Origin of the sequence: Sphingomonas sp. NFR15, from assembly GCF_900103265.1 — a bacterium.
Taxonomy (GTDB): Bacteria; Pseudomonadota; Alphaproteobacteria; order Sphingomonadales; family Sphingomonadaceae; genus Sphingomonas; species Sphingomonas pollutisoli.
The window spans coordinates 1-11,997 of sequence record NZ_FMWX01000009.1; the positions used below are offsets into that span (position 1 = coordinate 1).

The 11,997-nt window shown below is 65.4% G+C and carries 10 protein-coding genes and 1 pseudogene; 5 read left to right on the forward strand and 6 right to left on the reverse strand.

Annotated elements, in window-relative coordinates:
• Positions 1 to 21: 21 nt before the first annotated feature.
• Entirely contained in the window at positions 22 to 318 is a 297-nt protein-coding gene (locus BLS81_RS17530) for a transposase (protein ID WP_093226012.1), read from the forward strand.
• Here the strand turns inward: BLS81_RS17530 and BLS81_RS17535 are convergent.
• The 4 genes from BLS81_RS17535 to BLS81_RS17550 all read right to left on the reverse strand — a co-directional run bounded on the left by BLS81_RS17535 (position 285) and on the right by BLS81_RS17550 (position 4,114).
• On the reverse strand, positions 285 to 1,004 hold the full coding sequence (locus tag BLS81_RS17535; protein ID WP_093225833.1) for a sensor histidine kinase: 720 nt from the start codon (positions 1,002 to 1,004) through the stop codon (positions 285 to 287). The genes BLS81_RS17530 and BLS81_RS17535 overlap by 34 nt on opposite strands.
• 71 nt (positions 1,005 to 1,075) lie before the next feature.
• The gene (locus BLS81_RS17540; RefSeq protein ID WP_093225835.1) at positions 1,076 to 1,504 is read right to left on the reverse strand and encodes a cupin domain-containing protein; all 429 of its coding nucleotides are present in this window, start codon (positions 1,502 to 1,504) and stop codon (positions 1,076 to 1,078) included.
• Between the two features lie 54 nt (positions 1,505 to 1,558).
• A complete protein-coding gene (locus tag BLS81_RS17545; protein ID WP_093226014.1) occupies positions 1,559 to 2,320 on the reverse strand; it encodes an SDR family oxidoreductase in 762 nt (253 codons plus the stop codon).
• Between the two features lie 822 nt (positions 2,321 to 3,142).
• The gene (locus BLS81_RS17550; RefSeq protein WP_093225836.1) at positions 3,143 to 4,114 is read right to left on the reverse strand and encodes an AraC family transcriptional regulator; all 972 of its coding nucleotides are present in this window, start codon (positions 4,112 to 4,114) and stop codon (positions 3,143 to 3,145) included.
• Positions 4,115 to 4,173: 59 nt separating this feature from the next.
• On the opposite strand from BLS81_RS17550, the gene BLS81_RS17555 reads away from it, so the two are divergent.
• Positions 4,174 to 5,136 (forward strand): oxidoreductase, encoded by a 963-nt coding sequence (locus BLS81_RS17555; RefSeq protein WP_093225838.1) that lies wholly within the window; start codon positions 4,174 to 4,176, stop codon positions 5,134 to 5,136.
• A gap of 479 nt (positions 5,137 to 5,615) precedes the next feature.
• Positions 5,616 to 5,738 (forward strand): annotated as a pseudogene (locus BLS81_RS21300) (hypothetical protein); the annotation flags it as partial.
• Positions 5,739 to 5,810: 72 nt separating this feature from the next.
• On the opposite strand, the gene BLS81_RS17565 reads toward BLS81_RS21300, so the two are convergent.
• On the reverse strand, positions 5,811 to 7,361 hold the full coding sequence (locus tag BLS81_RS17565) for a PAS domain-containing sensor histidine kinase (protein ID WP_176787235.1): 1,551 nt from the start codon (positions 7,359 to 7,361) through the stop codon (positions 5,811 to 5,813).
• Between the two features lie 400 nt (positions 7,362 to 7,761).
• Here BLS81_RS17565 and BLS81_RS17570 point away from each other — a divergent pair, with 400 nt between their 5' ends.
• Positions 7,762 to 9,303: a winged helix-turn-helix domain-containing protein gene (locus tag BLS81_RS17570; RefSeq protein ID WP_093225842.1), complete on the forward strand. Its 1,542-nt coding sequence runs from the start codon at positions 7,762 to 7,764 to the stop codon at positions 9,301 to 9,303.
• Between the two features lie 830 nt (positions 9,304 to 10,133).
• On the opposite strand, the gene BLS81_RS17575 is transcribed toward BLS81_RS17570, so the two are convergent.
• Complete coding sequence (locus BLS81_RS17575; RefSeq protein WP_093226015.1) at positions 10,134 to 10,883, reverse strand: SDR family NAD(P)-dependent oxidoreductase; 750 nt, start codon at positions 10,881 to 10,883, stop codon at positions 10,134 to 10,136.
• A gap of 92 nt (positions 10,884 to 10,975) precedes the next feature.
• Between BLS81_RS17575 and BLS81_RS17580 the strand changes: the two genes are divergently transcribed.
• Complete coding sequence (locus BLS81_RS17580; RefSeq protein WP_093225844.1) at positions 10,976 to 11,851, forward strand: LysR family transcriptional regulator; 876 nt, start codon at positions 10,976 to 10,978, stop codon at positions 11,849 to 11,851.
• Positions 11,852 to 11,997: the final 146 nt, after the last annotated feature.

The following is an 11,997-nucleotide window of genomic DNA, read 5'->3' on the forward strand; positions in this document are numbered from 1 at the left end:
CAGCGTCACGACAGCGTCGAGGTGCCGCCGCTGATCGACGGCATCGCCTTTGACGGGCTGATCGCCGACAAGGCGTTCGACAGCAACGCACTCGTTGCCGAACTGAACGAGCGCGGCGCCAAGGTCGTCATCTCGCAGCACCCCGGCCGGGCGCAAAAGCTCAAGATCGATGCCGCGATCTATACATGGCGTCACCTGATCGAGAACTTCTTCTGCAAGCTCAAGGAGTTCAAGCGCATCGCCATGCGCGCCTGCAAAACCGACCACAGCTTCGCGGCCATGATTTATCTCGCCGCAGCCGTCATCAACTCACGGTGAATCCCCACATACCCTAGAGGATCGCCGTTCGTTCGGCCGGGCGGCCGTGCCTCGAGCGTCGGACCGCAGTGCATGACGAACCGCGTGCCGGGCATGGCGTCCTCCCAGCGGCAGGTCGCACCGAGACGTCCGACGCTGGCACCGATGATGCGCGAGCCGAGGCCCGCGTTCGAACCCGATGGCCCGGGCGAGTAGCCGCGCCCCTCGTCCTCCACCGTCAGGCACCAGCCACCCGCTTCCAATCCGGAAAGGCCGATGCGGACGACGCCGGCTGCCGATGCGGGATATGCGTGCTTGCAGGCGTTGCCGACGAGTTCAGCGACGAGGATGCCGATCGCGCTCGCCTCGTCGGGGGTGACGAAGACGCTGGTGCCCTCGAAGTAGAGGCGGCGCTCTCGCCCGGCGTTCTCGCAGACGCTCCTGAGATCGCGCGCGAGATCCTCGATGAAGTCGCAAAGGTCGAGGTGGTCGATCGCCTCGATCTTGTAGAGGCGGCGATGGACGTTCGCGATCGCGTGGATGCGGTTCCGTGCGGCCTCGAGGACCACGACGGCGCCCGGGTCGGCGATCTCACGGCTATCGATCTCGATGAGCGAGGCCAGCAGCGCGAGGTTGTTGGCGATTCGGTGGTTCATCTCCGCCGCCTCGTGCGGAGATGCCGCGAACGCCGTGGTCGTCCCGGTCATCACGTCGTCTCCCCCGAGGTGTTGGGTAGTTTCTCCGGGCCTCGCTTGGATGGTGGCCGGCGGAGTTGATCTCAGTGGTGCTCGTCGGGCACGGTCAGCGGTCCGTCATTGTCGTCAACGACGAAGATGGCGAGCAGCTTCGCGGGCTTGGTCTTGCTCGCGTTCGCGCTGACGCCGTGCTTGTCACCCGGGCTCTCCGTCCAGTATTCGCCCGCCTTGAAGGTCTGCGGTTCGCCCCCATTCACGCCACTGATGATCGCGCCCTCGAGGACATAGGCGACGATGAAGGCGGATTTAGCGTGGGTGTGTGCGGGCGACTTGTCGCCCGGGGCGTAGGTGACGAGTACCGTCTTCACCGATTTGCCGGGGATGTTGGTGATCCGATGGGAGAATTCCGGCTTGATCGAGGTGAGCACCTGGGCCGCCTTGGCGGTCTGGGCGTTCGCCGCGTTCGGGGCGATGAGTGTGGCTGCGAGCATGGCCGCGAGGGTGAAGCGCATCGATGTTCCTCTCTGGTGAGCGAGTGGGTTGGTGGAGCCTGCCTTTGTGCGCGCTCAGGCGGCGGCGGGCATTCGCTTGCTGGCCAGCCAGTCCTCGAAGGGGGTCGCCTGGATGTGGACGTCGGTTCCCGGCAGCAGCGTGTCGTCGGCCAGCGGGGCACCGAAGTAGGTGCCGTTCGGATCGGCCTCGATCTTCACGGTGCCGCCGGTTTCGCGGACATAGCGTTGGGCGAGCTCGTCTATGCGGAAGACCTCGGGACCCGCGATCTCGTATGCACCGTTGACCGGGTCGGCGAGGACGCGTTCGACCAGCGTCTCCGCGACGTCCTCGGCCGCGACGGGCTGAAACCGTGCGTCGGCGAGCCGGGCGACGCCGTCGACCGCTCCCATCTCGACCATCATGGGCACCAGTTCGAAGAACTGGGCCGCCCGCACGAGCGTGAAGGGAATGGGCCCCCGGAGGATGTGCGCCTCTTGCGCGACCTTGCCGGCGATGTAGCCGCTCTCAACCAGCCGGTCGCTGCGTAGAACCGAAAGCGCGACGTGGTGGCGGACGCCGGCGGCGATCTCCGCAGCCATGATATTGCGTGCTGCGGTCTCGAAGAAGCCCATGGAGGCCCTGCGGTCCATCGTGATCTTGTTGGTGACGTCTACGACGACTTGCGCACCGTGAAGGGCATCGTCGAGCCCATTGCCGGAGATGATGTCGACGCCAGTGTCCGGCGCCGCGGCGACCGCCTCGTGGCCCAAATCCCTCAGCTTGGCAACGACCTTCGAACCGACCTGGCCCGTGCCTCCGATGACGACTACCCGCATCACATGCCTCTCAGTTTCTGATTGCGTGGCGTTCTCAATAGCGGGCTGACCGGTCGGTTTGGATTATAGCTAGGTCCCGTTCCGGCTATACGAAGGTCGAGGCCCGTCGCCCGTCAGCGCGGCCATCCTAACCCCAGCGCCCCTGCATCTCGGACCGATCCCGGATCGTGAGCGGCTGGGGCGACATCCAAACTTCCGGACGATCCGGCTGCGCCCACCGCGTGGTGGTGAGCGCAGGGAGCCGCTTCCCGTATCGATCGGTCATGAAGCTGGGAGCGCCTCATGGCGGTGGGTTCGGCACGACTCGTTTTCTGTCTGCCGATCGCTCTCGGAACGCGCAGCAGGCAATGCTCGCGACCGACATCGTCGCGTTGATCGAAGCGCCGGGATCAGGCGCGCCACGCTTGGCGGCTTCGACTGGGGCGCCCGCTCGGCCTACATCGCGGCGGTACTTTGGCCGGGACGGTGCGCGGGTCTGGTGTCCGTAAGCGGCTATCTGATCGGAAGTCAGAAGGCGGAATTGGCCTGTTGGTATCGGTTCTACTTCGCGACCGAGCGCGGCCTCGCCGGATAGGCGCCCAGGTGCAGGGCCTTCAATGAGCAGATCTCGCGCGTCGCGTCACCGCGGGCTTGCCGACCATCACGACGGCGGGTGAGGCCAACGGCGCGCCGCATCCCGAGCCTGTCGCCTGCCATGCCAGGCTCACGTCGCGATACGAGCATCGGCTGATCCGCGGCGGGATCGGTCACAACCTCCCGTAAGCGGCGCCGAGGGAGTTCGCGCAGGCGATCCGGTCGATCGCGTCGGGCGCGTGAGATGCATCAGGCCGCCGCCGTTTCAGGATCTGCCGTCAAGACGGCTTCCGACGTCGCGCGAGGACCGGCCTTTGCCCTGTATTGTCCCGGGGAGACGCCGAACTTCCGCTTGAACGCCGCTCCAAATGCGCTGTCCGACAGGAAGCCGATCGAACGCGCGATGGACGAGGCGGACTCGCGACCTGCCCTGAGGCGCGAGGCGGCGATGGTGAGCCGCCAGCCTGTGGCGTATTCGACCGGCGTCGCGCCCACCCGTGCGCGGAACCGGGCCGCGAATGTCGAGCGCGACTGCCCCGCGACGTCCGCGAGATCCTCCAGCCGCCAGAGTCGGGCGGGATCGGCGTGGATCGCCCGGATCACCGCGGCGAGTGGCGGATCGGAGAGACCGCCGATCCAGCCGAGTGCGTTTTCGCCCCGGCTTTCGAAATCGGCCCGGAGCGCGTGGACGAACATCAGGCGGAGGATGTCGTCGCAGGCCGCACGGGATCCGGCCTTGCCGCTGCGCCATTCACTGTCAAGCTGGTCGAGCAGCCAGCCCAAGGGTGCCGCCGCCGTCGCCGCGCCTTCTATTACCAGGGTCGATGGCAGGAGGTCGAGGATCTGCGATGCGCCGTCCGGACCAAATGTCACGCTCCCGCCCAGCAGGTCGACGTCGTGCCCAACGCCATACCGTCCGGCCAGCGCGTCGTCGCCGAACGCCAGCGCCGCATCGACCGGCTCGAGCGCTGGATCGCTGGTCAGGACGAACTCTGCACACTCCTTGATGACGACGCAGTCACCAGCGCGCAGATGTCGCTGGTCGTTGCCGACCACCAGCCAGCACTCCCCCTTGCGCACCGCGTTGAACTTGCAGCTCTGCGGCCTGAACCGCAGCGACCACGCGCCGCCCGCCTCGAGCCGGACGGAGCAGGCGGGTTTTGCGTGCACCATCTCGAGAAGGTCCGAAAGCGGATCGACCGGTGCGTTCTGGATTATCACGACAGAAATTCCGACGATGGATGATGTCTCGTCCAGGCCATATGGCGTAGAATAGCGGCATGACAACTCCTCAGACCCCAATCCGCTCGGGCTTCGGACCCGCATCGACCGCAGGCGATATCATGAAGGACATCGATCTCGCCGGCACCACCGCTATCGTCACGGGAGGCTATTCGGGTATCGGCCTCGTCACGACGTTCGCGCTGTCAGATGCCGGTGCCACCGTCATCGTGCCGGCGCGCGACATGGACAAGGCCGCAGCGGCCATCGATGGACGTCCCGGTGTTGAACTTGCCGCGATGGATCTCACCGATCCGCGCTCGATCTCAGATTTCGCCCGGCGATTCCTTGACAGCGGCCGTCCGCTCCCGATCCTGATCAATAGCGCGGGCGTCATGGCGACGTCACTGTTCCGGGATGCCGACGGCCACGAGGGGCAGTTCGCGACCAACCATCTCGGCCACTACCGCCTGGTCTGTGCTTTGTGGCCGGCCCTGCGCGCGGCGGGCGCGCGCGTCGTGGCCGTGTCGTCTCGGGGGCATCAAATCTCCCCGGTGCATTTCGACGACATCGACTTCCGGGATCGCGAATACGACAAGTGGCAGGCCTATGGGCAGTCGAAGACCGCCAACGCGCTGTTCGCGCGCGGTCTCGACTGTCGCGGGGCAGAGCATGGCGTCCGCGCTTTCTCCCTTCATCCCGGACAGATCATAACCGACTTGGCGCGCCATCTTTCGAAGGAGGAACTGAACGGCTTCGATGCCTTCGATGGCGAGGGTCGGCCGAAGATCGATCCGGAAGCGGGCATGAAGAACGTCGAGCAGGGTGCGGCCACCAGCCTGTGGTGCGCGACGAGCCCGGCGCTCGCCGGCCTGGGCGGCGTGTATTGCGAGGACTGCGACATCGCCGGCATCAACGAGAAGGAGGTGGGCCGCAAAGGCGTCGCGCCTTGGGCCGCGGATGACGAGGCGGCTGAAAGGCTGTGGTCTCTGTCCGAGGACTGGACCGGGGTAAGTGTCTGAACATTGCGAGGATGCTTCGTCGCGCAAAGTCTGTCGTTGTCCGTCGCATCGGCTCGAGATACCTTGAGATCCACCCTTTTTGCGCATCGTTTGATACGTTTCTGCAAGATCCTGGGATTTAGAACGATCCGTTTTGATTGCAGTGTTTTCTCTGAAGGCGATTTGCGGCTGATGGTCAATTCGAGCAACCCGGACAGGTCATCGAGGCGCTGGACGATCACTTGGAAGACCTTGCTCTCCATCTGGTCCACTGCCCGCGCACGCCCATCAATGACGCGCCGAGCACGATCCGCCGGTGCCGCTCGAGGGGCTTGGGCCACATAGCGAGGTATGCGACGTCCATTTCGTCCTCCAGTGTGATGAACGTCGTGCCCTGGGTGGATCCTCGCTTCTGGCGCAACACTGTTGCTGGAGCGCAAGGCGCCTGTGGATGGAGCGCCGCTCCTGTAATGTCCGAGGAGGAGCGATAGGCCGAGACGCTGGCCGTCGAGCGCATGCGCGGCGACCGCCCGAACGGTCATGTCGCCGAGCGGATCGGGGAGCTGACCATCCGCCGTGACGAGGCCGGCGTCGCGCCGTGGAAGGCGATCGCCGAGCGCCTCGACGGCCTCTCGGGGTGGAGGAGGCGCGGCAGTAGCCACGCCATGCGCCCCGTCCGATCCGTCGGCGATTGTTCAGCCGCGTGTCTGGGCGAGGAAGACCTGACCCACCCCGTCCGGCAGCGCCGCGACCTTCTCGGCGGTCAGGACGATGGTGGGCAGGCGGACGGTGAAGACGGCTCCGCCGAGGCCGCCGTTCGATGCCAGGAGCGAGCCGTTGTGGGCCTCGACGATGGAGCGCGACACGGCCAGTCCGATCCCGAGCCCAGCGCTTTTCGTGGTGAAGAAGCTGTCGAAGATGCGCGTCAAATGGGCCGCCCCGATGCCCGGGCCGCTGTCCTTCACCTCGAGCGCCAGCCATCCGTCGTCGAGGAGGCGCGTCACGATGTCGATCGCGGGCCTAACGGACCCGGACTTCTCCATCGCCTGCATCGCGTTGATGATGAGGTTCACCATCACCTGATTGAGCTGGACGTGGTCGCCCGGCAGCGTGGGCAGTTCCTCGTCGAGGTGCAGGCGCACCTCCACCGCCTTTGCGAGTATTTCGTCGTTGAGGATGAGGAGGGCTTCGCGCACAACGGCGTTGAGATCGACATCCGACCGTTCGACTAGGACGCCCGATGACATGTCGCGCATGCGACTGATGACGACGTTCGCGCGCTCCGCATCGTCCAAGATGCATTGGATACGGCTGGCCGCCCGCCTCAAGTCGGGGGGTGACTTTGAGAGCCAGCGCAGGGCCGTAGCGCCGTTGGTGGCGATCGACGACAGCGGCTGGCTGACCTCGTGCGCGATCGAGGCTGCGAGCTCGTTCGTGGTGGACGTGCGCGCGGCGTCCGCGAAGCGGGCCTGCGTGCGCCGCAGCTCCGCCTCAGCCCGTATCTGGCCGCTCATGTCGATCATGCCCATCAGGCTGTTCCCCAGCCGCGGGTCGTTGATGGGAAATGCCATCGAGAACAGGACCGGCACCCGCTGGCCGGCGACGCCGCACACGACTGTCTCCTCGATCACGTCTCGGCGACCGGAGTATCGCGCCATGAGGATACGTCGGAAAGTATCCGGGCGGGCCTGCCAGAAGACGCGCACCGGCCTCAGGATCGAACGGGGCGTGCCGTCGCCGAACATCTTCTCGGCATGCTCGTTCGCCTCCGCGATGCATATCGTGTCGAGTGCGCGCTCGAAGGCGGCCGGGTTCGCCCGCAGATAGGCGTCGAAATCCGTCACGCCTTGGCGGCGCGACTCTTGGAACATCGCCAGGCTTCCCCGAGAGTCGATGCGCAGAAGCGCGATGGGCATCGCATGGAAGAGCTGACGGTAACGCTGCTCGCTCGCGCGCAGGCGGGACGCGGTCTGGTCGATTGCCTCGATCATGGCGAAGACGAGCCGGATCGAACCGGGCTCGACCAGCCTCGCTCCGACCCTGACGGGCACGTGGTCGCCGGGAAGAGTCCGGGCGGAGATCTCGACCGGGGTAGGGCAGGCGCCGGTCGCAGCGGCCGCGAGAAGCGACCAGAGGGCATGGAAGTCCCGGCCGGAGACGATCTGACCGAGCGGCTCGCCGACGAGGTCGCTCGGGTCGAAGACGCCGAGGAGCTCTAGCGCGCGCGTGTTGGCGCGCTCGATCATCCAGGAGAGGTCAGGTGCGCTACCGACGCATCTCAGGAGGAGCGATGGCGTAAGGTCCTCGATGAGATCAATGTAGGGATCGGCATTCGCGATCGATGGTGGAGATTGCGCAGGTGGACTTTGGAGCGGGATTGGCCCCCCTTCTGGTATCGTGCGCCGGTTGGACATGTCTGGAACCCCTCGGCCACCGACTTGGATGTGTCCTGCGATTCTACCGACCGCCGAAATCGAAGTCCTTGTCTCCGTCTTGTCTTTCCATCGTTGCGGAGCATTCCGTTGGGAATACCCAAACGGGTAAGGCTACGACGTGCGGGATGGGTTAGGATACTTGGTCACGCCTCGTCACGTCGATAAGACAGCCCAGTGTTACGGCCGGCGAGGCCCCGGAGAAGCCACCCGAATGCAGTTGCGGTTTGAGGATTTCATCTTGGATAGCTCGCTGCGCGAGTTGCGGCGTTTGGGTGTCGAGGTGTCGCTGCCGCCCAAGGTCTTCGATCTGCTGTGCCACCTCGTGCAGCATCGTGATCGCGTCGTCACGAAGGACGACTTGCTTGCCACGGTGTGGGAGGGCCGGTTCGTCTCGGAGTCGACGCTCGGAAGCCATATCAACGCCGTTCGCCGGGCGCTCGGCGACGACGGCGTCCAGCAGCGCGTCGTGCGCACGATCGCCCGCAAGGGCTTCCGCTTCGTTGCCGAAGTCGCCACGGATCAGGGCCGTGAACTGATCGAGAGCCCGGGATACTCGGCTCTGATGATGCGGAACGCGGAGGCGGGTGGGCTGCCGTCCATTGGCGTGAGGCCGTTTGCGACCGAAACCTCGGACTGGTTCCAGAATCAGGTGGCGGAAGGCGTCCGCGAGGAGCTGCTGGTGGCGCTAACCCAGGAGCCCATGCTGCACGTCGTTGCGCTTGGGCGTGGCGACGAACCGGCAAACCGCAACGACGGTGTCGACTATCTCCTAACGGCGAGCGTCCGGGGGGCGGGGGACAGGTTTCGTATTTCGGTGCGGCTGCTCGACGCCTCGAGCGGCCGACATCTCTGGGCGGCCAGCGTCCTGTCGTTCCGCGAGGATTTGCTGGGGCTCGAGGAAAGCGTTTCCTCGCGCGTGCGCGCCGCCGTGAGGGGGCAGTTGGAGCGGGCCGAAACGGAAAGGGTGCGCCGCAAGCCCGACTCTGCGCTCGGCGCCTACGATCACTTCCTTATCGGACAGGCTCTCATGGGGCGGGGAGGGCGCGCCGACGTCGACGCGGCGATGTCACACTTCCGCGTCGCGCTGACCATCGATCCGGAGTTCGGGCCCTCATACGGCGGGCTCGCCTGGTCGCATGTGCTGCGCAAGCACGGGCTATGGATGGACGACATCGACCGCGAGAGCGCCGAGGGCGCCCGCATCGCCGAGTTGGCGGTGCGCATGAATGACGACGACCCGACCGCTGTGATCCGCGGAAGCTATGCGCTCGGTCACTTCGGTGAGGATCTCGGGATATGCGCCGCCTACATGGACAAGGCGCTACGGGCGGATCCGCGGTCCGCGCTTGGTTGGTATCTCAGCGGGGGCCAGTTCCTCTCGGCGGGGCGCCGTGACGAGGCCATGCGTCGGATCGCGCGGGCGGCCCGGGCTAACCCGAACGAGCGCGAGAGCGCGGACATAGCCATCCTGACGACTCTCGCGCATCTTCTCGATGGCCGCGCCGACGCGGCAACCGCGAACGCCGAGACTGCATTCTCTTTGGCGCCGAGCAACCCACGCGCCTTCGGGCTCCTGGCGGCGAGCAACGCACAGGGCGGTCGTCGGCGCGAAGCGGCACACGCTATGCACCTGCTCCTGCGGCACAGCCCCGAACTGCGGGTCGGCAGCGTCAGGTCGTGGATACACCTGCGTCACCGGGAGGATCTCGAAATCTTCGTGGACGGCCTCCGGAGCGCCGGGCTCCCGGCGTGACCGATCTCCGGACGGGCGGATCCGACAGTTCAACGACCATTCAATTGTTCTTGATTGCGCCTAAATCCCGCGTCTCGCCACCGGCAGGGAGACCTACATGAAGGCGACGACGCTCATGCTTGTCAGACAATTCGACTTGGAAGCGGCCTCGCTCATTTGGTGCGCTCCGGACAGCGAAGGCTCGCGGTCGTTGCGGCATCAGGGTGTCCGCGCACTGGACCGTAGGCTCTACACCGCCACCGGGGCCCCTCGATCGGGATGACAAGGAGATGGTCATCTTCCATGCATCACATGCAGCGACCCGAAGCGAACTCATCGAGGCGCGGGGCACTTGAGTGCCGCACGCGCATCTCGCCCGGGTGAAAATTCAGACGCGCATTGACCGGCAAGATCCGATCGTCGCGCGGCTGGTGCCGCGGGCGTTCCATGGGCCTGCAGCCGCTCGGAGATACCGTGGCGCGACTACGGATTCGATGGAAGGGGCCTTGCAACCCACTTTGTCAGGCCGGGTTCTACAACGGAGCGCACCGGGACAGCGACAACGTGGATAGCACGATTGCGCGTCTCGCGCGGGAGGGGAGGGACGGCGACCGCAAGGTCTGGTAGATCGAGGTGGTCGGCCCTGCGCCAGAAGAGTGGTGGTTGGCGGCGAACGTCTCCGCCGTTTCCACCAATCCCAAGGCGCTCGGCCTCGAATGGATCCGCATCACTAATCGCGAGCGCTGGGCATCCTAGTCGCGTCGTATCACTGAAGGGGCGGCCGAATCGAGTGCAGGCAACACGGACTGGCTGCGTTGGGCGATTGGTCAGGGATTGCCCCCAGAATCACTTCACGCAAGGGTGAGGCCACCGTCCACAGCGAGGTTCACGCCGGTCACGAACCTGCTGTCGTCTGAGGCGAGGAACAGTGCCGCGCGTGCCAGATCGTCTGCACCACCCATGCGGCCGAACGGAATCATGCGGGCCGACTGCTCCTCTATCATCGGCGCCGCCTCGGCGGGGAGTCCGAGCTTGCCGATGATGGGCGTGTCTGTCGGACCGGGGCTGAGCACATTCACGCGGATGCGCCGGTCCTTGAGTTCGAGCGCCCAGCTGCGGGCGAACGCTTCGATGGCCGCCTTCGTCCCACCGTAAACGGCATGACCGTCGAGTACCTTGTGCGTGGCGATCGAGCTCACGAGGATGATGGATCCTCCGTCGTTGAGGAGCGGCATGATCCTCTGTACGCCGAAAAAGGTGCCGCGCGCATTGGCGAGAAACTGCATGTCATAGTCGGCTGGCGTCACCTCGGCGGACGGCTGTATGCGGATCCCGCCCGCGTTGGCGACGTAGATGTCCGCCTTGCCGAATCGCTCGGAAACGAGGGTAGCCACCCGGTCGTGCGTCTCGATATCCGCGACATCCCCGGTAACGCCACATGCGCGTCCGCCAAGCTCGGCCACCGCCGCCTCTATCGCATCGCCGCGCCGACCAACGATCACGACCTGCGCGCCTGCCTGGATGTAGGTGCGCGCGGTCGCGAGTCCGATTCCGCTGTTGCCGCCTGTGATGACGGCCACCCTCTTATCTAGCTTGTTCATCATCAACTCCGTTTCCTGGCGACGATGTGATGATTCCCGTCTTGGAGCGCTAGCGCTTCAAATGGCAGTTAAGTTGTTCCATATTGTCTCCAATGGACCATCTCAGCGTCTTTATCCGCGTCGTTGAGGCGGGATCGTTTACGGCTGCGGCGCGGATAACGGGAACGACCCCTTCCTCGATATCGAAGAGCATGGCGCGATTGGAGGCACGACTGGGTATCCGGCTGTTCAAGCGGTCGACACGCGCGTTCGGTCTGACGCCGGAGGGCGCCGTCTATTTCGAGCGTGTCGCACCGCTGGTTCGCGGCATCGAGGAGGCGGGAGATGAGGTATCCGGCCCGGCCGATGCGACGGGCCAACTCCGTATCAGCGTGCCAGCGGACTTCGGGCGGTTGCTGGTCAACGCGTTGACCTGTCGTTTCCTCGAAAAGAATCCCGGCTTGCGTCTCGATCTCAGCATGAGCGATCGGCATGTGGATGTGATACGGGAGGGATACGATGGCGCGGTCCGCGTCGGGAACGTGGCCGACACCGGACTGATTGCCAGGCCATTGGGCGTCCTCTCGCTCGTGCTGGTCGCATCGCCGCAGTATCTCGGACGGCGCGGGATGCCAGAATCGATCAGTGCTCTCGGCGCTCACGATCACATCCGCTACATGCTGGCGGGACGGCCCTTCCCGATAGCCTTCGAGCGCGGCGACTTCGTCCCGCCCACGGGACCTTTCGATGCGGATAGCGGCGAGGCGCTTCGGCTCGCTGCCGTGAATGGGTTGGGCATAGTGCAGATACTGCGCGCCTCGGTTCACGAGGAATTGCTTGCTGGTAAGCTTGTGCCAGTCTTGGCGGACCATGCGCTTCGGCCGGTGCCAATCCAAATCCTGCATGCCTTCTCGCGCACCGTGCCCCTCAGGGTTCGGGCGCTTTTCGACTTCCTGGATCTGGAGATTGGACGGCTGCGCTCGTTGTGAGTCGAACGCATCAACTCCCATCTGGGCCTGACGCCTGTCGGTTGCGCCGTGTGCGGATCACCTGTCGATCATACGAACCGGAAGGTGCCGACGGCGGGCCTCGAACGGCCGCTACGGCATGCCCCTACCGGCCGCCGGCGTGACCT

Excerpts from the sequence above, each read along its gene's own strand:
- BLS81_RS17555 (WP_093225838.1), top strand. The coding sequence starts at position 4,174 with ATGACAACTCCTCAGACCCCAATCCGCTCGGGCTTCGGACCCGCATCG.
- BLS81_RS17580 (WP_093225844.1), top strand. The coding sequence starts at position 10,976 with ATGGACCATCTCAGCGTCTTTATCCGCGTCGTTGAGGCGGGATCGTTT.
- BLS81_RS17540 (WP_093225835.1), bottom strand. The coding sequence starts at position 1,504 with ATGCGCTTCACCCTCGCGGCCATGCTCGCAGCCACACTCATCGCCCCG.
- BLS81_RS17575 (WP_093226015.1), bottom strand. The coding sequence starts at position 10,883 with ATGAACAAGCTAGATAAGAGGGTGGCCGTCATCACAGGCGGCAACAGC.
- BLS81_RS17570 (WP_093225842.1), top strand. The coding sequence starts at position 7,762 with ATGCAGTTGCGGTTTGAGGATTTCATCTTGGATAGCTCGCTGCGCGAG.
- BLS81_RS17545 (WP_093226014.1), bottom strand. The coding sequence starts at position 2,320 with ATGCGGGTAGTCGTCATCGGAGGCACGGGCCAGGTCGGTTCGAAGGTC.
- BLS81_RS17535 (WP_093225833.1), bottom strand. The coding sequence starts at position 1,004 with ATGACCGGGACGACCACGGCGTTCGCGGCATCTCCGCACGAGGCGGCG.
- BLS81_RS17565 (WP_176787235.1), bottom strand. The coding sequence starts at position 7,361 with ATGATCGAGCGCGCCAACACGCGCGCGCTAGAGCTCCTCGGCGTCTTC.